The organism is Pseudomonas sp. BIGb0176 (assembly GCF_024810175.1).
Lineage (GTDB): Bacteria > Pseudomonadota > Gammaproteobacteria > Pseudomonadales > Pseudomonadaceae > Aquipseudomonas > Aquipseudomonas protegens.
In genome coordinates this window covers 1,654,617-1,675,726 of the sequence record NZ_JANUEC010000001.1, presented here as the reverse complement: position 1 = coordinate 1,675,726, position 21,110 = coordinate 1,654,617, and the positions used below count along the sequence as shown (strand labels likewise).

Below are 21,110 nucleotides of genomic sequence, written 5' to 3'. Positions count from 1 at the left end.
AAGGGGAGGATTCTTCGGTAACTGGCGCCGGATGTCACCTCTGTCTGACTCAATCGGCTACATCCGCTGGCTCAATGTGACCGTGACAGCCCGCTGCCGCGCACTAGTATAGGGAGCCTTGGGCAAGACCTATAAGAACAGCAGAAGGACACACACGCATGCGACGCTGGAACGGCTGGGGGGATGCATCCACGGTGGTCGAATTGCCGGCCCAGGGCGCGGGGTTTCTCGCCGAGCGCCTGGGGCCGGGACACAGGTTGCCGGAGGCGACCCTGGAGCAGGCCCTGGCCCGGGTGCCGGCATCGCGCCTGCAAGCCCATGACTTGTACAGCATCAGTGCCGAGGACCGGCTGCTGCACGCCCGCGGCCAGAGCCTGGCGGACTGGCTGGCGCTGCGCGAGGGCGAGCTGGGGGCCTACCCGGACGCCGTGGCGTTCCCGGAAACCGCCGAACAGATCCGCCAGCTGCTGGCCCTGGCCGAGGACCGCGACCTGTGCCTGATTCCCTACGGCGGGGGCACTTCGGTGGCCGGGCACATCAACCCCGGCGGGTCCCAGCGGCCGGTGCTGACGGTGTCCCTGGCGCGCATGAGCCGCCTGCTGGACCTGGACGAAGACAGCCTGCTGGCGACCTTCGGTCCCGGGGCCAGCGGCCCTCAGGTGGAAAGCCAGCTGCGGGCCCGGGGCTACACCCTGGGGCACTTTCCCCAGTCCTGGGAGCTGTCGACCCTGGGCGGCTGGGTCGCCAGCCGTTCCAGCGGCCAGCAGTCGTTGCGCTACGGGCGCATCGAGCAGCTGTTCGCCGGCGGCACCCTGGAAACCTTTGCCGGGCCAATGCCCATCGCCACCTTTCCGGCGTCCGCCGCCGGGCCGGACCTGCGCGAGGTGGTGCTGGGCAGCGAAGGGCGCTTCGGGATCATTTCCGAGGTCAAGGTGCGGGTCAGCCGCCTGCCCGATGACGAACGTTTCTACGGGGTGTTCCTACCCGACTGGCAGCAGGCCCTGCAAGCGGTGCGCGCCCTGGCCCAGGCCCGGGTGCCGCTGTCGATGCTGCGCCTGTCCAATGCCCTGGAGACCGAAACCCAGCTGGCCCTGGCCGGCCACCCGACGCAGATCGCCTGGCTGGAAAAGTACCTGGCCTTGCGCGGCGCCGGGGCGGGCAAGTGCCTGTTGACCTTCGGCGTGACCGGCAACCGCCGGCAGAATGCCCTGTCCCTGCGCCAGGCGCGCCAGCACCTGAAGGCTTTCGGCGGGGTGTTCACCGGCACCCTGCTGGGCAAGAAATGGGCGCAGAACCGCTTTCGCTTTCCCTACCTGCGCGAAAGCCTGTGGAACGCCGGCTACCTGGTGGACACCCTGGAGACCGCCACTGACTGGAGCAATGTCGACCGCCTGCTGCAACGCATCGAGCAGAGCCTGCGTGACGGCCTGGCCGCTGAGGGCGAGCAGGTGCATGTGTTCACCCACCTGTCCCATGTCTATGGCGAAGGGTCGAGCATCTACACCACCTACGTGTTCCGCCCGGATGCCCAGTACCCGGCGACCCTGGCCCGCTGGCAGGCGCTCAAGCACGCTGCCAGCCAGACCATCGTCAACCACCGCGGCACCATCAGCCACCAGCACGGCGTGGGCAAGGACCATGCGCCGTACTTGCTGCGGGAGAAGGGCCCGCTGGCCATCGATGCGCTGCAGGCCCTGAGCCGCCACTTCGACCCGGCCGGGCGCCTCAACCCCGGCACCCTTTTGGAGCCCCGTGAACCATGAGCCAGGACTGGAATGCCCAGTGGCGCCAACAGGCGCTGCCCGGGCTGGCGGCGCAAGCCTGGGACCTGATCGTGATCGGCGGCGGCATCAGCGGCGCCGGCATCCTGCGCGAAGCGGCGCGGCGCGGCTGGCGCTGCCTGCTGCTGGAACAGCGAGACTTTGCCTGGGGCACCTCCAGCCGCTCCTCGAAGATGGTCCATGGCGGCTTGCGCTATATCGCCAAGGGCCAGTGGCGCCTGACCCGGGATTCGGTGCGCGAGCGCCAGCGCCTGTTGCAGGAGGCCCCGGGGCTGGTGGAGCCCATGAGCTTCCTGATGCCCCATTACCGCGGCAAGTTTCCCGGGCCCAGGGTGTTCGGCGGCCTGCTGGGTGTGTATGACGCCCTGGCCGGGCGGCGCAACCATCGCTTTCACGATGCCCGGCAGCTGGCTTTCCTGGCCCCCGGGGTCAAGGAGCCGGGGCTGTTGGGGGGGACCAGTTTTCTCGACGCCCTGACCGACGATGCGCGGCTGGTGATGCGGGTGCTGGCCGAGGCCCGGGCCGATGGCGCCCAAGTGTTCAACGGCGTTCGGGTCACCCGCCTTTTGCGCGAGAACGGGCGGGTCTGCGGGGTGCAGATCGAGGACAGCGAAGGCGGGCAGCCGCAGCAGGTGCGCTGCGCGGCCCTGGCGGTCGCTACCGGCGCCTGGGCCGAGCGCCTGCGCCCGGCGGACCGCGTGCGCCAGCTGCGGCCCTTGCGCGGCAGCCATCTGCTGCTGCCGGGCTGGCGCTTGCCGGTGGCCCAGGCCTTCAGCTTCATGCATGCCGAGGATGGCCGGCCGGTGTTCGTCTTCCCCTGGGAGGGCGCCACCGTGGTCGGCACCACCGACCTGGATCACCGCGATGACCTGGACCAGAGCGCCAGCATCAGCCAGGAAGAGCTTGAGTACCTGCTGGCCGCCTGTGCCCAGCAGTTTCCCCAGGCTCTGATCACTGCCGGCGACGTGCTGTCGACCTGGGCCGGGGTGCGCCCGGTGGTGGCCAGCAGCGACGGCCAGCAGGGCAAGCCTTCCAATGAAACCCGCGAGCATGTGCTGTGGCAGGAACCCGGCTGCGTGACCCTGGCCGGCGGCAAGCTCACCACCTTCCGGCCCCAGGCCATCGAAGTGCTGCAGGCCTGCGGGGCGATGCTCGGGCGTGAAGTGGTGGACGACGGCGCCCCGGTCTTCACGCCTGTGGCGCCCCTGGAGATCCCCGGCCTGAGCGGCGCCCAGGTGCGGCGCCTGGCTGGCCGCCACGGCCGCCATCTGCCGCGGCTGGCGCAGTGGGTGGCGACCCTGGGCGGCGATTGCGTCGGCGCCAGCGACACCCTGTGGGCCGAGCTGGCGTTTGCCGCCGAGGCGGAAATGGTCCTGCACCTGGACGACCTGCTGCTGCGCCGCACCCGCATCGGCTTGCTGCTGGCCGAGGGCGCCGCCCAGTACCTGCCGGCCATCCGCCGCCTGTGCCAGCCGCAGCAGGGCTGGGACGACGAGCGCTGGCAGGCCGAGGAACAGCGCTACCGGGCCCTGTGGCAACGCCATCACAGCCTGCCGCCACTCGCCTAACGATGCTCAACCAAGAGAGCCCCATGGATAACCACAACAACAATAAGCAGGACTACCTGCTGGCCATCGACAACGGCACCCAGAGCGTTCGTGCGCTGCTGTTCGACCTCAAAGGCAACCTGCTGGGCAAGGGCAAGGTGGAGCTTGAAGCCTATTTTTCCAGCCGGCCCGGCTGGGCCGAACAGCACCCGGACTACTACTGGGCCAAGCTCGGCGAAGCCTGCCAACTGCTCTGGCAGCAGACCGGCATCGACCGTTCGCAGATCCGCGGCGTGTCCCTGACCACCCAGCGCGGCACCCTGATCAACGTCGATGCCCAGGGCCGCGCGCTGCGCCCGGCGATCCTCTGGCTCGACCAGCGCCAGGCCGAGGTCGAAGGCAAGATCAAGGGGCCCTGGGGCTGGTTGTTCAAGTTGATCGGCGCCGAGGCCACGGTGGATTATTTTCGCGCCCAGGCCGAGGCCAACTGGGTGGCTCAGGAGCAGCCCGAAGTGTGGGCCGCCACCGACAAGTTCCTGTTGCTCTCGGGCTTTCTCACCCATCGCCTGACCGGCAATTTCGTCGACTCGGTGGGCTGCTGCGTGGCCTACCTGCCGTTCGACTACAAACGCCTGCGCTGGGCCGCCCCCAGTGACTGGAAGTGGCAGGCCCTGGCGGTGCGCCAGGAGCAGTTGCCGACCCTGCTCAAGCCCGGGGAAACCCTGGGCCGGATCACCGCCGAGGCCAGCCGCCATACCGGCATACCCGAAGGCTTGCCGCTGATTGCCGCGGGTGCCGACAAGGCCTGCGAGGTGCTGGGCTCGGGCGTCCAGGACTCCACCACCGCCTGCCTGTCCTACGGCACCACGGCCACCATCACCACCACCCGTTCGCGCTACCTGGAGGTGGTGCCTTTGATACCGCCGTACCCGGCGGCGGTGCCGGACCACTACAACTGCGAGGTGATGATCTTTCGCGGCTACTGGATGGTCAGCTGGTTCAAGCAGCAGTTCGGCCTGCGCGAAGTGCAGCAGGCGGCGGAGCAGGGGCTGGAGCCGGAGCAGCTGTTCGACGCCCTGGTCCAGGCGGTGCCGCCCGGGTCCATGGGCCTGACCCTGCAACCCTACTGGTCGCCGGGCATCCGCGAGCCGGGCATGGAAGCCAAGGGGGCGATGATCGGCTTTGGCGACGTGCACACCCGGGCGCACATCTACCGGGCCATTCTCGAAGGCCTGGCCTATGCCCTGCGCCAGGGCATGGAGCGCATCGAAAAGCGCTCCAGGCTGAAGATCAGCCGCCTGCGGGTGGCCGGCGGCGGCTCCCAGAGCGACGCGGCCATGCAACTGACGGCGGACATCTTCGGCCTGCCGGTAGAGCGGCCCCATGTCTATGAAGCCTCGGGGCTGGGTGCGGTGATCGCCTGCGCGGTGGGCCTGGGGCTGTACCCGGACTTCGCCACGGCCATCAGTGCCATGACCCGGGTTGGCGCAGTGTTCGAGCCCCAGCCCCAGGCGCAGCAGATGTACCAGCGGCTGTACAGCGAGGTCTACCTGCGCATGTACCGCCAGCTCAAGCCGCTGTACCAGAGCATTCGCGAGATCACCGGCTACCCGGCTTAGCGAAAGCGCCGGCCAGCGGCCGGCAGGGGGGGCGAACCTCTGCGGGGTAAAAAGTTCTTCCAGGCGCCAGGGCTGATCTATCGTGATCAAGGGGCAGGGCCCCTTCGACCCCCACGCCTGCGAGACGAGCATGAACCGCCAGGAAGCGCTGAACATCCTGTGGAAGCGACTGTTCCTCATCTTTGTGTTGCTATTGGCGGCATCCCTGGTATCGGTGGCCATGGCCGATGGCTACACCATTCCCTCGGTGGTGTTCATTGCCGGCAACATCGGCGGCTATGTTGGTTTTCACCGCCAGCTTTCCAGCCTCAGCGAGGAGGAAATCATCGGCCTGTGCAGTTCCTGGTTCAGCCTGGTGCTGCCGTCGTTCATCGGCGGCATCCTCGCGGGGCTGCTGTATATCCTGTTCATTTCCGGGGTGGTGCAAGGGGAGCTGTTTCCAAAGATCGTCGCCGATGAAACCTGTCGCTACAGCGAGAACAGCTTCTATGTGATCTTCTGCCAGCACGCCGGTGGCTATGCCGCCTACGCCAAGCTATTGTTCTGGTCCTTTGTCGCGGGGTTCAACCAGAACTACGTGGTGGACCTGATCGACAACATCAAGGGCAGCCAGAAGACGGAGAATCAGCCATGAGTGAACAGAGCAAAGGGCCGGCGTCGTACTTCCCCTCCATTGAAAGGCACTACGGCCAGCCCATCGGGCACTGGCTGGAGCTGCTGGCAACGGTCGACGGCAAAAAGCATATGGAGCTGGTGGCCTGGCTCAAGACCGAACACGGCATGGGCCATGGCCACGCCAATGCCCTGGTGGCGCACTTCCTGGCGGCCAGCAAGGGCCGCTAGTCCCCGGGGCGCCATTCTTCGCCAGTGAAAGCCTGACTGCCGACATCCGCTTTCCTGGCGAAAAAAGCCAAATTCCCCTGTGTTCTCTTCGTTCTTTCCTACGTCGCACCTTGCATTGCCCTCTTTCTGCCTGTCGGAGTTTTCTCGATGTCTTCGCCAAAATCCTTGCCCACGGCCCTGTTGGGCCTGGCCCTGGCCTGCCCGGCATTTGCCGAAACCCGTGCCGTGGAGCTGGCTCCGGCGCAGGTCCTAGGCCAGGAACAGGGCGGTGAGGGGCAGCCGGCGCAGGAGGCCGCGGCGCGGCTGGCCCAGGTGCCCGGCGGCACCAATGTGGTGGACATGCGCCGCCCGCTGCAGGGCCGGGTGGCCAGCAACCAGGATGTGCTGGCCTACCAGCCCGGGGTCTATGCCCAGTCGGCGGGCAACGAAGGGGTGAAGATCTCGATCCGCGGCTCGGGCATCAACCGCGCGCCGGGTGCCCATGCCTCGGGGCTGTATACGATGCTCGACGGCCTGCCCCTGACCGGCCCTGGCGGCACCCCCTATGAGTTGCTGGAGCCCCTGTGGGTCGACCACGTGGAAGTGCTGCGCGGCGCCAACGGGTTCGACCGTGGCGCCCTGGCCCTGGGCGGGGCCATCGACTACGTCAGCCATACCGGCTATGACGCACCGCTGTTGCAGGTGCGCTACGCCACTGGCAGCCACGGTTATCAGCAGCGTCAGGTCAGTTCCGGGCAAGTGTTGGGGGATTTCGATTATTACGTGTCATTGACCGACTCCAATGCCGACGGCTACCAGGATCACACCCGCAGCCAGAGCAAGGGGCTGATCGGCAACTTCGGCTACCGCTTCAACCCGAACCTGGAAACCCGCTTCTACCTGCGCTACCGCGAGACCGACAACGATCTGGCCGGGCGCGTGACCAAGCGCTCCATCGAACACGACCCGCGGGCGGCCAACCCGGCCTACGTCAGCCGCGACGACCGGCGCAAGCAGCCGGGCAGTACCTTTGTCGGCAACAAGACCACCTATTACCTGGACGACGATTCGAGTATCCAGGCCGGGCTGGTGTACCACGACTACCCCATGGACCTGCGCGAAGGCCCCAACCGTCTGAAGGTGGCCTACAGCGACGTCAGCGGCACCCTGGACTACAAGCGCCGCGACAGCCTCTGGGGCCTGGAAAGCCGCAGCACCCTGGGCCTGCGGGTGACCAAGCACCTGCCCAATGACGGTGCCAGCGAGTTCGTGCGCATTCCCACCGGCAATACCGCGAACTACGCGCCGGGCACGCGGATCCGCAACTTCACTTACCAGGGCTCGGACACCGTCCTGCACGTTGGCAATGACCTGGAGATCGCCGACGACCTGTGGCTGACCACCGGGCTGGCGGCCATCTACACCCGCCGCGAAAGCGCGGTGACCTACCCCGAGGGCGGCGGCAAGACCAGCCTTGGCGACTGGGACTACGCGCCGCGCCTGGGCCTGCGCTACCAACTGAACCCGGATCTGCAACTGTTCGCCAACCTCAGCCGCTCGGTGGAAGCGCCACACCCCTGGTCGCTGATCTACAGCGCCAATCAGCGTTTTCCGGCCGGCAGCGGCGTCGCCACCGGCGCCCAACGCGACCCGGTCAAGCTGCGCAATCAGACCGCTACCACCCTGGAACTGGGCGGGCGCGGCGACAGCAGCCTGGGCCAGTGGAGCCTGGCCTGGTACTACGCCCAGGTGCGCCACGAACTGCTTTCGGTGCTGCCGGATGCCAACGCCACCACGCCTTACGAACTCAACGCCAGCCCCACCGTGCACCAGGGCGTGGAAGCCAGCCTGCAGAGCGAGCTGTGGTCGCGCCCGGGCGTCGGCCGCCTGAGCTTGCGCCAGGCCTATACCTTCAGTGATTTCCACTACCGCGACGATCAGCGTTTCGCCGACAACCGCCTGCCGGGCCTGCCCATGCACTACTACCAGGGCGAGCTGCGCTACGACTGGCCCCTGGGCTTCTTCGCCGCGGTCAATACCCAGCTGGTGTCCAAGGTGGCGGTGGATTACGCCAACAGCTACTACGCCGATCCCTATGCGCTGTTCGGCGCCACCCTGGGCTACAACGCGCCGAAGAACGACTGGCAGACCTGGGTCGATGTGCGCAACCTGACCGACAAGCGCTACGCCGCTACCGTGACCCCGGGCTATGACGACAAGGGGCTGGACGCGGCGCGTTCAACGCCGGGGGAGGGGCTGGGGGTGTACCTGGGGGTGTCCTGGAGCCTGCGCTGAAAGCAGGGCCGCGAGCGAGCCGACACCCGCCAATGAAAGTGCCCGCAGCAGCGGGCACCTGGTTCATGCCGGGCGGTGTCAGCCCGGGCGGCAGTGATTTACCACTGGCCCGAGAACACGCAGGTCAGCGCTTCGATGGCGCTGAACTTCCACAGCGAGTCGCCGCAGTCGCTGGCAAAGGCGTGGGCGTTGGAGGCGGTGAGGGCCAGGGCGATGGCCGAGGCATAGACGATTTTCTTGAGCGACATGGGAAAACTCCTTGTTATGAATCCGCACGTTCTTGTAGGCGCCGTCCTGAAGGGGGGGCTGCTGCGGACTATAGGCCCGTGCTGCCCCCGGCACTATTAGCCCGAATGTGCTAATGGCCCATGCGCATCACCGTGCCGCCCGGCCCAGGCTCAGTTGCGAAAATACAGCTCGTCCAGCTGCCGCCGGCGTATCACCAGGTACTCCTCCCAGACCTTGGGGAAATCCTCGTCCCGGGTCAGGGGGAAGGTCAGGTAGTAAGTCCGACCGCTGACACTGATGTACTCCCGCACCCGCTTGTACGCCGGCTGTTCCAGCAGCGAGATGTATTCGTCATAGGCGTAGTGGTAGTGGGAAATCGTCACCCGATGGGGCGCGATCATGCAGCGGGAGAAGTCGATCACCCAGCCATGGCTCATGTCGCTGCCCAGGTAGCCGTAGACCCCATCCTCGGAGAGGCTGATGGCTTTTCGTGCCTGTACCCCATCCTCATCGTTGACCAGCACGATCTGGCTTTCGAAATAGCGGATGGCCTGTTGCTCGGGGCCGCGCAACTGCAGGTTCCAGCCGACGGCGCCCATGCGGAACTCGCCCTGCTCGGTATATTCGGCAGTCCAGCCGTTGGCAAGGCTAATGCGGTGTGTGGTCATTGTCGTCCTGGTGATGGCTGTCCCTGAAGGCTGGGGATTGTACGTCAGCCGCTGTGCGAAACGGCAGGGCCCGTGGCGCCCGGTCAGTCATGCCAGCATGCGAGCTGTCCTGTGACTGTGACTGTGGCCGTGCCCTGTGGCTAGTTCGCCAGTGCGTGGCGCAGATGCGCCAGGGCCCGGGTTTCGACCTGGCCCTGGTCGCTCCCCGGATTGAAGACCGCGCAGCAGGCGCTGGTGCCGGCGACGTTGGCGCGATAGACCGCCAGCGTGCTGCCGGGGCCGCTGCCGGTGTGGCCGTAGAGCGTCAGCCCAGACTCGACACTGCCCACCATCAGGCCCATGGCATAGCCGGGAGCGACCCAGGGCCGGCCGGCCATCGGCCCGCCCAGAACCTGGGCCTGCTGCATGCCTGCCAGCAGTGCCGGGGGCAATAGCGCGCCGCTCAACAGCCGATCCAGCAGCAGCACCGCCTCCGCCAGGGGCCCCACCAGCAGGCCGTGGTAGACCCAGCCGGGGTGGTAGTCGCCCAACTGGCCCAGGTCCACATCCCGCAGGTCTTCGCGGGTCACGGCGAGGCGCGTGCGGGACAGGCCCAGGGGCGCCAGTACCCGTTGTTGCAGGGCAAGGTGCAGGGGCAGGTCCGTCGCCTGCTGGATCAGCTGCGCCACGAACAGGTAGCCCACATTGGAGTAGCGCCACTGGCTGCCGGGGGCGTAGCGCAGGCGGCTGGCGTCCAGGCGCTGTAGCATCTGTGCACCGGGCCATGCATCCTCGTTGCGCAAAACCGCGTCGTGGTAGTCGCTCAGCTCGCTGTAGTCCGCCAGCCCGGCCTGATGCCGCAGCAACTGGCGCAGGGTGAAGGGGCCCTCGGGCAGCGGCTCATCCAGCCCCAGCAGGCCGTCGCGCACCAGGGTCAGGGCCGCTGCGCAAAGCACGGTCTTGGTGAAGCTCCACCAGGGCACCAGTGGCTGGGGTTGCTGTGGGGCCAGTGGTTGGCCGTTGTGGATCAGGGCATGAAGCACGGAGGGGATGTCCTTGATGGGCTGTGTTGCCGCGCGCTGTTGGGTCAATCAGGCCGTGAGCGGCCCTGCAGGGTACGGCATAATGCGCGGCCGTTTTGGCTAAACCTAGGAATTGATCAGGAGGATCAGGCTGGCTATGTACAGACTTGGGCACATGATAGACAACCAGTGGGTCGAGCACAGTTATCCGCCGGTATTCGTGTTGGCCTCCATTGGCGAGGGGCAGCGCGTGGTGGCGGGCGTTCCAGGCTCGGACCCGCAGGTCCTGCTAAGCCTGCTGGGCTGCCTGGCCGAACCGCTGGTGCTGCTGTTCGTGCTGCACACGCCCCGGGACGAATCGCAAGCCGGACGCTACTGGAGCCCGCAGCTGTCGCGTGAAGACGTTCAGGATTTCATCTACGACTTCAAGCCACTGCTCTGTGGCGACAGCCGTTTCGACCTGTGGGTCCACTCGCCCGAGCAACAGGCCACCGTGGTCTGGGACCGGCACAACCTGATCTATGGCTACGGGCCGCTGGAAGACTACGCCACGGCCCTGCGCGCACTGGGCTTCGGCCATGGCGAGCCGCAGTTGCCCGTGCCCCATACCCACCACTACCACCCGCAGCTGGACGACCTGTGCCGGCAGTTGCTCACCCACTTCGATTGGCAGCACTCGCCATTGCGGCCAGAGGATGAGCAGTGAGGGAGTGAGGTTAAGTCCAGGGTTTGCAGACCCTGGGCCGGAGCCTGCATGAGGGGCGTTTGAAACGCCCGGATCAGGCTTGAATCGGCTGGCCGATGCAGCGCTGGAAGAGCTGTTCCATAGGCTCCAGGTGGCCGTTGAGAGTCAGGTGGTTGTCTGAGCCTGGTGCAGGCAAGTCAAATGGCAAGTGGATTACCCGCGGCGTGAATCGGGGCCGTTGCGGCCCCGGTCCCGGTTTGTCACTGGCCGCTATGCAAGGCCGGCGTGCGCGGTGGAATCAGGCGCTTGCTGCCGGTGGCCTCGAAGGCCGAAGCCAGGCGCAGCAGGCTCGAGTCGTCATAGGCGCGCCCGGCGAAGGTCAGCCCCACCGGCATGCCGATGTCCGCCATCACCCCCATGGGCACGGTAACGGTGGGCACCCCCAGGTGGCGGATGGCGAGGTTGCCGTTGGCCACCCACACGCCGTTGCTCCAGGCGATGTCTGCCGACTCGGGATTGATATCGGCATCGGCCGGGCCAACGTCGGCCACGGTGGGGAACAGCACGGCGTCCAGCCCCAGGCGGTCCATCCAGTCTTCCAGGTCGATGCGCCGGGTCTGTTCCAGGCCGCGCAGGCCGTCGGCCAGGGTGGCGATCTGGTCCCAGGTCTTGAGCCCGCGCTTGGCCATGTTCACGTATTCGTCCATGCCGGCGGCCAGGTCGTCTTCGCGGTTGGGCAGGGTGCCGGGGTCGTGGGGGAAGATCTGCGGCCCGTCGACATTCGCCAGGCGGTTGAGCTTGGGGTCGTCGTTGGCCCGCAGGAAGTCGTCGAAGGCCCAGCCCGAGAGCTCCCACAGCTCGTCGTGGAGGAACTCCTTGCTGACCAGGCCGCGGTTGTACACGGTCGGCGCGCCGGGGCGGTCGCCCTCGCAGTTGGACACCAGGGGGAAGTCCACTTCCAGCACTTGCGCGCCGGCGGCCTCCAGGGCCTGGCGCGCCTGTTCCCAGAGGCTGATCACCGAGGGCCGGGTATGGATGCGCTGGCCGGTGGGGCCGCCGATGCCCGGTTTCTCGCTGGTGCCGGCCTCAGGGTCGGCATTGATGTACATGCGCGGCACGCCAAGGCGCTTGCCCTTGAGCGCCGCGGCGCCGGCCGCCAGTTGCGGGTAGGAGGCCGGGCGCACCGAAGCGACGCTGGGGATCGGCACCCAGGGCTGCAGGCGCCACAGGTCGCCGCGGGTGTCCGGGTCTTCGGCCACCACCACGTCCAGCACTTCCAGGAGGTCGGCCATGGTCCGGGCAAAAGGCACCACCACGTCCATGGTCGGGGTCAGCGGCCAGTTGCCGCGCACCGAGATCACCCCGCGCGACGGGGTGTAGGCGCACAGCCCGTTGTTGGAGGCCGGGCCACGGCCGCTGGACCAGGTTTCCTCGGCCAGGCCGAAGGCGGCGAAGCTGGCGGCGGTGGCGGTGCCGGCGCCATTGGACGAGCCCGAGGCGAAGGGCGCGGTCAGGTAAGCGGCGTTATAGGGGCTTTCGGCGCGGCCATACACGCCACGCTGCATACCGCCGTTGGCCATGGGCGGCATGTTGGTCTTGCCCAGGCAGATGGCCCCGGCAGCCCGCAGGCGCTCAATGGTGAAGGCGTCGCGGTAGGCCACCAGCTCGGCGAAGGCCGGGCTGCCGGAAGCAGCCGTCAGGCCCTTGACCAGGTAGCTGTCCTTGGCGGTGTAGGGAATGCCGTCCAGCGGGCCCAGGGTCTGGCCCTTGGCGCGGCGTTCATCGGCGGCCCGCGCCTCGTTCAGCGCCTCGGGGTTGCGCACCACCACGGCGTTGAGGGCGGTGGCGGTGTTCGGGCCGTCATAGGCCTCGATCCGCGCCAGATAGGCCTGGACCAGTTCCACCGAGGTGGTCTGCCCGGATTCCAGAGCGGCGCGCAGGTGGGCAATGGAGACTTCGGTGACTTCGATCATGCTGCTACCGCCGTTGGCTGGTGGGTGATGAGGTGCAGAGGGCGCAACGGGGCGCGTGTGTTGGGGTATTGGCTGTGCATGGTGATTCTCGTGGTACGGCTGGCACGACAAGGGTGGCATGGGAACGCTGGGGGCCTTTTTAGCATCTAGTGCGGGGCAGAGGAATCGGCTTGATGGATTATTGCTTCAGGCCAGCTGCGCCAGGGCCTACGGGCTAGAGGTAGATCTTTCCCTCGGCGTCCCTTGCGTGAAACTGCTGCAGGAAAGCGTGGTAGTCACGATAGTCATGGAAGTCCATGCCGGCCTTGTCAGCCCGATCGTGGAGATCCCGTGGATTGGGACGAAAGATTTTCTTGATCTGGCGCATTCGCTGCACATCGATGCCGTTGAATTTTTGATCTCGCTCATAGTGGCTGTAGAGATTCTTTCCACCGACCGAGAACCCGCGGCGAGCCAGAATCCAGTCGACTTGAGCCTCTGCCTCCTCGGGATGTATGGGGAACCATTCAGAGTCACGGCCGGTGTCCAAGTGCTTGATCGGCTCTCCAAAGACCGATCTTGAATGGATGTAACGCTCGATGTCGGACAGCTCCCGGCGCGAAGTCCCGTTGGAGCACTTGGACAGTTCATAGACCGTGAACAGGGTAAGGAAAGGATTGTAGGTCTTGCCTTCGGCAATCCGTTGCTGCGGAGTTCGCTTGGTGGTCAGCCCGATCTTTGTCAGGCCCATGTCGCGGATGTCGATGGCGATATAGAGCCAGGCATACAGGGCAGGGGTGCAGTCAGCGTAGTACTCGTTGAACTGCGCTTCTTCATCGTCAAAATCGAGGTCCATCTAGCCACCTTCCTTACGGGCTGCTGAATGCAATCGCTGATTGCAAGGGCCCGCTCATGCGGGCTCCACGTTGAACTCGCCAAGGTAGTCCAGGGTTGCCGTGCTTGCGGGCTGGCGTTGATTGGCGCCGCCGGAGATCGATTTGTGGTCACCGTAAATCGACTCGCAGCCAACGATGATGAAATGGCTGTAGCCGGAGTCGACGCGCGTGCGCAGCTGCTGTTTTCCGGCGTCGCTGCGGATCAGCGATTCCAGGTATTGCGGGCCGTCTTCACTGCCGATCAGCTCGACGAAATCGGAGTCCATGTAGTACCCCAGCTCCTGTTTGAGGCCCCAGCTGGGGTTGCGTGCTTCCCAAGCGCTGAACTCGGCATCGCTGGCGTCGGCCGCGGGTTCGGGCTCCCACTGTTCGAAGGCAAACCGTTCGGCCTCTGCCTGGTTCGGGAAGCGGGCAGCGAACAGGTAGAAAGGGAAGTAGTTCTCGGCTTCTGACATGGACGGCTAGGCTCCTTGGTTCAGATCAGGCTGGCGCGCTGCAAATGGCTGACATGACCATGGCCGGCGGCGCTCAAGCGTGCGGCCAGGTCTTCCCGGGCCTGGGCCCCGCCGCTGCGCACGTACTCCAGCTCCGCGGCGGTGATCAGCACCACCGGCACCAGGGTCACTGGGGACAGCGGCATGTCTTCCAGGCGCGTCGGGAAGTCCGGGGCCGGGCCGCCCACCAGTACCCCGGCGCAGTCGTCGGCGCTGATGAAATGCGCTGGCAGTTGCTCGCTCATGGCGCGGGACTGGCTGACGCCGGGCAGTTCCAGGGACAGCACCCCGTAGCGCTGCAGGCGTGCAGTGAGGCCACCGGCATCGGCCGTGGTGTTGGCCACGCAGCGCAGCAGTTCGAAAGCCCAGCTATCGGCGAACGGGTAGACATCACCCACCGCGCCCTGGGCATGGGGTGGGATGTCCGGGGTTTCGACGAACAGTTCCATCTCGAAACCATTGCCCAGATCATCACCTGTGACCCCATCGAACGGGTCGGACAGGCCCTCGGTGGCGAGAATGATGCCGTTGTTGCGACGCACGATGCGATAGGCCTGGCGCGTGGAGGGCCAGTGCGAGCCGCCCATGAAACTGGGGCTGATGGCGAAGCCCAGGACGTCTTGCTCACAGTGGCCGACCGCTTGCCAGTGGCGATCGAGGCAGGCGGCACCTGCCTCCATCAGGGCAATGCCGGCCAGCTCTGCTTCGGTTGGCTGGTACTGGGCGTAGGGCTCCTCTGCGGCGGCCGGCTCGCCGGCGGGCAGGGTGGGCTCGGCCTTTTGTGGCGCCGGCTTTTTGAACACGCTGAGCAGTTTTTCCAGGAAATTCATCGGGCGATCCTTGCGGGGCAAGTGCGTTGCACAAGGCGCACAGCACAGGGGTAGAAAGAGGGGGGCACATTGTGACGGGTTTGCCGTGCCCATGGAAACCGACGGATGCAAGTTGCACGAAGCCTTGCCTTACCGGTGTGGCTGCCCGAGAATCCGCCCCGGTCCGCTATCAAGGAAAGTGATCTGCATGTCTTACCCGAAGAAGCTAAGTCCGGAGTTTTCCGGGGCACTGAGAACCTTCAGTTTCTGGGTCGCCAACGGCACCTTGGGCTATCCGTTGCTGGAAGGCGTCGACTACCGCAGTGGCCTCGGGGACGAGCCGAGCATGCTGGAGATGGCCTATGCCATTTTTGCCAATGTGCTGGAGCTGGACGAGCAGGGCGTACCGGTGAATGCCAAGTACGCCGAGCACCGGGCGGCGCAGTACATCCGCCAGTATTGCGATCCGGGCTACCAGGCACGGCCGGCGTTCGAGGACTGGGAGCAGGAGCTGTACGGCCCGCCCGACCGGGACGACAGCAAGCCCTGGCCAGCCGGCGTGGCCTAGGTTTTTCGACGGCTGGATACAAGCCTCGGGCACTGTGGTTTCGAAACGACGAACCCGCTCATCAAGGATTATGAATGTCGCTGATTTCGCAACGTGTAGAACTGGCCCGCCAGGGTGCCAACGACAAGGTGATTTGCCGCATGGCTTCGGGCTGGGCGGTGATGGGCGATGTGCAGTTTCTTGAGGGCTATTGCCTGTTGTTGCCGGACCCGGTGGTGGCCAGCTTGAACGACCTGGATGCCCAGGCCCGGGCCACCTACCTGCTGGACATGGCCCGCATCGGCGATGCGCTGCTCGAGGCCACCGGAGCGCTGCGCATCAACTATGAAATCCTCGGCAACTCGGAGCCTGAGTTGCATTGCCATATCTTTCCCCGCTACGCCTCGGAGCCGGAAGGCAAGCGCCGGATGCCGGTGTGGTTCTACGACTGGAAGACCGCGCCGCCCTATGTCGAGGCCGAGCACGGCCCATTGCGCCAGCAGCTTGCCCGGATACTGGCTGGCCAATTGTAGGAGCGAGCTTGCTCGCGATGGTCGTTAACGAAAACGCCGCGTTCACTGGGGGAGCGCGGCGTGCTTGAGTGCTTCGCGAGCAAGCTCGCTCCTACAAGGGGCTGTTGATCAGCGGTTTGCTGCGCTCCACTTGGCTCGCGCTGCGTGCAGCTTCTTGTAGCTGTCGATCAGCCGCAGGTGGCGGTCCAGGCCTTCGAGCTGCAGGTTGGTCGGGGTCAGGCCGTAGAGGCGCACGCTGCCTTGCACCGAGCCGATCACCGCGTCCATCCGTTCGTTGCCGAACATGCGCCGCAAGTTGGCCTCGTAGTCGCCCAGTTCCAGCTCGTCGTCCAGCTCCACCTCCAGCACCGCGTTCAGGGCCTGGTAGAACAGCCCGCGCTCGACGGTGTTGTCGTTGTATTGCAGGAACATCTCCACCAGTTCCTTGGCCGGGTCGAACTGCCCCAGGGCCACGTGGATCAGCAGCTTCAGCTCCAGGATGGTCAACTGGCCCCAGGCGGTGTTGTCGTCGAACTCGATGCCGATCAGGGTGGTGATGTCGGTGTAGTCGTCCAGTTCGCTTTCTTCCAGGCGCTCCACCAGCGAGCGCAGGCCGTCTTCGTCCAGGCTGTGCAGGTTGAGGATGTCTTCACGGAAGAACAGCGCCTTGTTGGTGTTGTCCCAGATCAGGTCGTCCACCGGGTAGATTTCCGAGTAGTCCGGCACCAGGATGCGGCAGGCCGTGGCCCCCAGGTGTTCGTAAACCGCCATGTAGACTTCCTTGCCCAGGCCCTCGAGGATGCCGAACAGGGTCGCGGCCTCCTCGGCGTTGGCCGCCGCTCTTTCACCGCTGCTGCCCTGGCTGGTGAAGTCCCACTCGACGAATTCGAAGTCCGCCTTGGCACTGAAGAAACGCCACGACACCACGCCGCTGGAGTCGATGAAGTGCTCGACGAAGTTGTTCGGCTCCATCAGCGCCTGGCTTTCGAAGGTCGGCTGCGGCAGGTCGTTCAAGCCTTCGAAACTGCGGCCCTGGAGCAGTTCGGTGAGGCTGCGCTCCAGCGCCACCTCGAAGCTCGGGTGGGCGCCGAACGAGGCGAACACGCCGCCGGTGCGCGGGTTCATCAGGGTCACGCACATCACCGGGAACTCACCGCCCAGGGACGCATCCTTGACCAGCACCGGAAAGCCTTGTTCTTCCAGGCCCTGGATGCCGGCCAGAATGCTCGGGTACTTGGCCAGCACTTCCTGAGGTACATCCGGCAGGGCCATCTCGCCTTCGAGAATCTGGCGCTTGACCGCCCGCTCGAAGATCTCCGACAGGCACTGCACCTGGGCTTCGGCCAGGGTGTTGCCGGCGCTCATGCCGTTGCTCAGGTACAGGTTCTCGATCAGGTTGGAGGGGAAATACACCACCTCGCCGTCGGACTGGCGCACATAGGGCAGGCAGCAGATACCGCGCTCGATATTGCCCGAGTTGGTGTCGTACAGATGCGAGCCGCGCAGCTCGCCATCGGGGTTGTAGATGGCCAGGCAGTGCTCGTCGAGGATCTCCTTGGGCAGCTCGTCCTTGCGCCCCGGCTGGAACCAGCGCTCGTCCGGGTAATGCACGAACTCGGCGTTGGCGATCTCTTCGCCCCAGAACTGATCGTTGTAGAAGAAGTTGCAGTTCAGGCGCTCGATGAACTCGCCCAGGGCCGAGGCCAGGGCGCTTTCCTTGGTGGCGCCCTTGCCGTTGGTGAAGCACATCGGCGACTGCGCATCACGGATATGCAGCGACCAGACGTTGGGCACGATATTGCGCCACGAAGCGATTTCGATCTTCATCCCCAGGCCCGCGAGGATCCCGGACATGTTGGCGATGGTCTGCTCCAGGGGCAGGTCCTTGCCGGCAATGTAGGTGCCTTCGCTGGAGCCCGATTGCGGCATCAACAGCGCCTGGGCATCGGCGTCGAGGTTTTCCACTTCCTCGATGATGAATTCGGGGCCGGTCTGCACCACCTTCTTCACCGTGCAACGGTCGATGGAACGCAGGATGCCCTGGCGGTCCTTGTCGCTGATGTCCGCCGGCAGCTCGACCTGGATCTTGAAGATCTGGTTGTAGCGGTTTTCCGGATCGACAATGTTGTTCTGCGACAGGCGGATATTGTCGGTGGGGATATTGCGGGTCTGGCAATACAGCTTGACGAAGTACGCCGCGCACAGCGCCGAAGAAGCCAGGAAATAATCGAACGGACCCGGCGCCGAACCATCGCCCTTGTAGCGGATAGGTTGGTCGGCCACCACCGTGAAGTCGTCGAACTTGGCTTCAAGTCGAAGGTTGTCGAGAAAGTTGACCTTGATTTCCATGGGGGGCACCGGCATCACAAAGCAAAAAATGGCGGGCATTATCCGGGTTTTTGCGCGGGAAGTGTTGTGGTTTTCGGCGGACGGGTGGATCGCCAGGGCTGGCTGCCGGTCACAGACACCGGCACCCGGCCCCGGGCATCACTCAGGCATTCAGACTTTGAGGATGAAACGATTGGATATCCGTGAATAGCCCAGGGGCAACAACTGGGCTTCGTGCTCCTTGATCAGCTCATGCAGCGCGTTGGCGGTTTCGGCCACCGGCCTGGCTTGCTCCCTGGCCTGTTGCATGACCTGGCACGACTGCCTGAACAGGCTTTCGTAGGCGGGCGAGTCCAGGGACAGGCAGCCAGGGAAGCGCACCGCCTCAAGCGCTGCATCGAACTGGCGGGCGTCGCCACTGTGTTCCAGGTCGTGCAGCAGCTTTTGCAGAAAGGCACTGCCCAGGTTGGAGCCGCTGAGCCAGACCCGATGCCACACGTTCCACAGGTGAAAGTCGCTGAAGGCTTCATAGGAGCAGGAGACCAACTGGTCATTGGTCGCCACCGCGTTCAGGCAATGGCGCTCGACTTCGATGAACTGTTCCCGTTGCCAGCGGTTGCTGCGGGCGGCGTCCAGCACCTTGGGGGCCAGCCTGAGGATGGACTCGAAGGTGGTGATCAACCCCCTGGAGAACAGCGGGTCGATAAACCCTGTGGCTTGCGGCAGGAGGCAGAAGCGATCCCCGACATTTTGCACGCTGCGGTAGTTGATCCGCGGCGCGTAGATCCACTCCCGGGCATTGACCGCATCCTTGAAGTGTTCGCCGATGGCCGGGTACTTTTTCAGCAGTTTGCGAAACTCGATCTCCGGCGCCTCGGTGGGACGGTACTTGGCGTTGTTGAACTGGAAGCCGATGCTGCACAACTGATTGGTGCCCTGCGGGTGGTTGTTGAAGGGGATGACCCACAACCAGCCCTCTTCGAAGATGTGGTGCAAGGTGCTCTTGAACAGTTCGATGGGGGAACGAGTGCGGGACAACGGAGCCAGGGCATCTTCGTAGCTCTTCACATTGAGCATGTGGGTGAAGAATGAGCAGGTGTCGGTCGCCAGCCCTTCGGTGGTGCGCAAGCCCAGTTGGCGGGAAAGCGGAGAGCCCTGGGCAGCAGCGTCAATGATGAACGCGGCCTTGACGGGGGCGGCGTTGGACAATGCCACCTCGACCCCGTCGTCGTTGAGGCTGATCGACTCGATCTTGATGTTCTGTCTGGATTCGGCGCCGTGTTTCAGGGCAATCATCAGGGCGAAATAGTCGATGTCCTGCCGGAAAAGATGGGCTTCCGGCACCTTCAGCGGCGGGGCCACAAGGTGGTCGGGGGACGACGGCGCGTTCTCTTGATGCCAGGCAAAACTGAAGCCCAACTTGATCCCGCAGGCGCTCGAACCGACGTGCTGGATGATCTTGTCGGGGTGCGAGAGGTAGGCGATTTCAGGGATGTCGAAGCGCTTTGAGAGCAAACGCAGCAGAAAACCGCTTTCCGGTGTCGCCGCTTCGCCGACGGAGAATCGTGGGTGCTGGGCCGAGTCGAGGATCAGAACGTTCAGCCCGGACTTCGCGAGGACGGCGCCGGTCAGCGCGCCGGCGATACCACTACCGATGATAATGACGTCGTACTGATTCATGATGTCTGGCTCTTGTCTTGCAAGGTGGTCGCTCTGGAAAGCGCTGAATGCATTGCGGTATCGAAATGCAGGGTGGCCAGGGTCTGCGGTATTTCCTTTTCAAACGGCAAGTCCCAGTAAGGCGTGCTGCCGATCGAGCGTTTCAACTCATTGATGAACAGGCGGGTCTTGGCCGGGACAACGCTGCTGCGTGCCCTCAGTGCGTAGATCGCTCCCTGTTGCGGATCGGCCTCGCAATATTCGTCGAGCAGCGACACCAGTTGACCGCTGGCGATCTGTTCATGCACCAGCCAGGTGGGCGCGTGGATGATTCCTATACCCTGAAGGGCGCCGTCCACCAGCAACTCGGAACTGTTGACCGATAGCCGGCTGCTGGGCATGAGCTTCTTGAGCAGGCCATCGACCTTGAATTGCCAGGTCAGTGAGAAGTTGCTGCAGGTGCTGTGGATCAGGCAGGCATGTTGGTACAGGTCTTCAAGAGTTTGCGGACAGCCATGTTGCCGGATGTATTCCGGGCTTGCGCAGAGCACGCGCCGCATATCCGCAAGTTTCGTTGGAATCAGATTACTGTCCGGCAATATGCCCAGCTTGATACAGATATCGACGTTATCGATGCTGGGGTCGAGAGCTTTGTCGTTAAGCGAGAATTCAATTTTCAAACCGGGATGATGGTTCAGTATTCTGCTCAATAAAGGCGCTACATGGCGCCGTCCAAAGGCCACGGGTGCTGAAACCTTGAGAACGCCTAGGGTCGATGCAGTGTGTTCTTTTACTTCTGATCTAGCATGCCCAATGCATCTCGAGATGTTCTTTGCATGTTCGAGAAAGAGCAGGCCTGTTTCGGTAAGTATCAAGCATTTTGTCGATCGATTGAATAGACAGGTTTCAAGTTCTTTTTCGAGGCTATTGATTCTGCGCATCACCGAAGAAGGTGGGATGCCAAGTAGTCTTCCTGTTTCGGAGAAACTACCCGTTTTGGTTACGGATATATAAAGGTCTATGTCATTGACAACGCCTAGCGCCTTCATTCCTAAATCCTTTTAGAATTTTTAGTGTCTTATTTTTGTAAAGGCAAATTACAAATAGATCATGACAGCCTCCTTAGTACGGCTAGGCTTTTTGTTTGTCAAGCAGTGCTGGGGCCATGATTAGTTGGCTTTGGGAAAATTGATTCATAACATTTCAGGCGCCACAGCTCTACCCGGCGCAGAGCGGAACACCGTCCAAGTGCAAGGCTTGGTTTGCA

19 protein-coding genes are annotated in these 21,110 nt (G+C 64.4%); 9 read left to right on the top strand and 10 right to left on the bottom strand.

Going from position 1 to position 21,110, the window contains the following annotated elements; all coding sequences use genetic code 11:
* The first annotated feature begins 158 nt into the window (after positions 1–158).
* From M2395_RS07085 to M2395_RS07060, 6 genes are all read left to right on the top strand, one after another.
* Positions 159–1,763 (top strand): FAD-binding oxidoreductase, encoded by a 1,605-nt coding sequence (locus M2395_RS07085; RefSeq protein ID WP_123430865.1) that lies wholly within the window; start codon positions 159–161, stop codon positions 1,761–1,763.
* On the top strand, positions 1,760–3,349 hold the full coding sequence (locus tag M2395_RS07080) for a glycerol-3-phosphate dehydrogenase/oxidase (RefSeq protein WP_123430864.1): 1,590 nt from the start codon (positions 1,760–1,762) through the stop codon (positions 3,347–3,349). Before M2395_RS07085 ends, M2395_RS07080 begins: the two co-directional genes overlap by 4 nt.
* A 23-nt stretch (positions 3,350–3,372) precedes the next feature.
* Positions 3,373–4,947 carry an FGGY-family carbohydrate kinase gene (locus M2395_RS07075; RefSeq protein WP_011061061.1) on the top strand — a complete coding sequence of 525 codons (1,575 nt, stop codon included), beginning with the start codon at positions 3,373–3,375 and terminating at the stop codon, positions 4,945–4,947.
* Between the two features lie 130 nt (positions 4,948–5,077).
* The gene (locus tag M2395_RS07070) at positions 5,078–5,581 is read left to right on the top strand and encodes a hypothetical protein (protein ID WP_011061062.1); all 504 of its coding nucleotides are present in this window, start codon (positions 5,078–5,080) and stop codon (positions 5,579–5,581) included.
* Positions 5,578–5,790, top strand: a complete 213-nt coding sequence (locus M2395_RS07065) for a DUF4287 domain-containing protein (RefSeq protein ID WP_053151294.1) — start codon at positions 5,578–5,580, stop codon at positions 5,788–5,790. Before M2395_RS07070 ends, M2395_RS07065 begins: the two co-directional genes overlap by 4 nt.
* 147 nt (positions 5,791–5,937) lie before the next feature.
* Positions 5,938–8,064, top strand: coding sequence for a TonB-dependent receptor domain-containing protein (locus M2395_RS07060; protein ID WP_123430863.1), 2,127 nt, complete (start codon positions 5,938–5,940; stop codon positions 8,062–8,064).
* A gap of 98 nt (positions 8,065–8,162) precedes the next feature.
* Here the strand turns inward: M2395_RS07060 and M2395_RS07055 are convergent, their stop codons facing one another.
* The 3 genes from M2395_RS07055 to M2395_RS07045 form a co-directional block, all read right to left on the bottom strand.
* On the bottom strand, positions 8,163–8,312 hold the full coding sequence (locus M2395_RS07055) for a hypothetical protein (protein ID WP_015635448.1): 150 nt from the start codon (positions 8,310–8,312) through the stop codon (positions 8,163–8,165).
* Positions 8,313–8,462: 150 nt separating this feature from the next.
* The gene (locus M2395_RS07050; RefSeq protein ID WP_041774225.1) at positions 8,463–8,960 is read right to left on the bottom strand and encodes a hypothetical protein; all 498 of its coding nucleotides are present in this window, start codon (positions 8,958–8,960) and stop codon (positions 8,463–8,465) included.
* Positions 8,961–9,100: 140 nt separating this feature from the next.
* Complete coding sequence (locus M2395_RS07045; protein ID WP_267899451.1) at positions 9,101–10,000, bottom strand: serine hydrolase; 900 nt, start codon at positions 9,998–10,000, stop codon at positions 9,101–9,103.
* Between the two features lie 136 nt (positions 10,001–10,136).
* Here M2395_RS07045 and M2395_RS07040 point away from each other — a divergent pair, with 136 nt between their 5' ends.
* On the top strand, positions 10,137–10,667 hold the full coding sequence (locus M2395_RS07040; RefSeq protein WP_123430862.1) for a hypothetical protein: 531 nt from the start codon (positions 10,137–10,139) through the stop codon (positions 10,665–10,667).
* A 239-nt stretch (positions 10,668–10,906) separates the two neighbouring features.
* On the opposite strand, the gene M2395_RS07035 is transcribed toward M2395_RS07040, so the two are convergent.
* The 4 genes from M2395_RS07035 to M2395_RS07020 form a co-directional block, all read right to left on the bottom strand.
* Positions 10,907–12,619, bottom strand: a complete 1,713-nt coding sequence (locus M2395_RS07035) for an amidase (RefSeq protein WP_053158227.1) — start codon at positions 12,617–12,619, stop codon at positions 10,907–10,909.
* Between the two features lie 214 nt (positions 12,620–12,833).
* Complete coding sequence (locus M2395_RS07030; protein WP_015635452.1) at positions 12,834–13,454, bottom strand: GIY-YIG nuclease family protein; 621 nt, start codon at positions 13,452–13,454, stop codon at positions 12,834–12,836.
* 54 nt (positions 13,455–13,508) lie between these two features.
* A complete protein-coding gene (locus tag M2395_RS07025; RefSeq protein ID WP_077934027.1) occupies positions 13,509–13,949 on the bottom strand; it encodes a hypothetical protein in 441 nt (146 codons plus the stop codon).
* Positions 13,950–13,969: 20 nt separating this feature from the next.
* Positions 13,970–14,818: a suppressor of fused domain protein gene (locus M2395_RS07020; RefSeq protein WP_169891740.1), complete on the bottom strand. Its 849-nt coding sequence runs from the start codon at positions 14,816–14,818 to the stop codon at positions 13,970–13,972.
* A gap of 187 nt (positions 14,819–15,005) precedes the next feature.
* On the opposite strand from M2395_RS07020, the gene M2395_RS07015 reads away from it, so the two are divergent.
* Both M2395_RS07015 and M2395_RS07010 read left to right on the top strand, forming a co-directional pair.
* The gene (locus tag M2395_RS07015; RefSeq protein ID WP_053151316.1) at positions 15,006–15,365 is read left to right on the top strand and encodes a hypothetical protein; all 360 of its coding nucleotides are present in this window, start codon (positions 15,006–15,008) and stop codon (positions 15,363–15,365) included.
* 74 nt (positions 15,366–15,439) lie between these two features.
* On the top strand, positions 15,440–15,877 hold the full coding sequence (locus tag M2395_RS07010; protein WP_011061074.1) for an HIT family protein: 438 nt from the start codon (positions 15,440–15,442) through the stop codon (positions 15,875–15,877).
* Positions 15,878–15,985: 108 nt separating this feature from the next.
* Here the strand turns inward: M2395_RS07010 and M2395_RS07005 are convergent, their stop codons facing one another.
* From M2395_RS07005 to M2395_RS06995, 3 genes are all read right to left on the bottom strand, one after another.
* The gene (locus M2395_RS07005; RefSeq protein ID WP_077935014.1) at positions 15,986–18,205 is read right to left on the bottom strand and encodes an OsmC domain/YcaO domain-containing protein; all 2,220 of its coding nucleotides are present in this window, start codon (positions 18,203–18,205) and stop codon (positions 15,986–15,988) included.
* Positions 18,206–18,355: 150 nt separating this feature from the next.
* On the bottom strand, positions 18,356–19,864 hold the full coding sequence (locus M2395_RS07000; protein ID WP_077934029.1) for an NAD(P)/FAD-dependent oxidoreductase: 1,509 nt from the start codon (positions 19,862–19,864) through the stop codon (positions 18,356–18,358).
* Positions 19,861–20,892 carry a LysR family transcriptional regulator gene (locus M2395_RS06995; RefSeq protein WP_011061077.1) on the bottom strand — a complete coding sequence of 344 codons (1,032 nt, stop codon included), beginning with the start codon at positions 20,890–20,892 and terminating at the stop codon, positions 19,861–19,863. The genes M2395_RS07000 and M2395_RS06995 overlap by 4 nt, the downstream gene beginning before the upstream one ends.
* Positions 20,893–21,110: the final 218 nt, after the last annotated feature.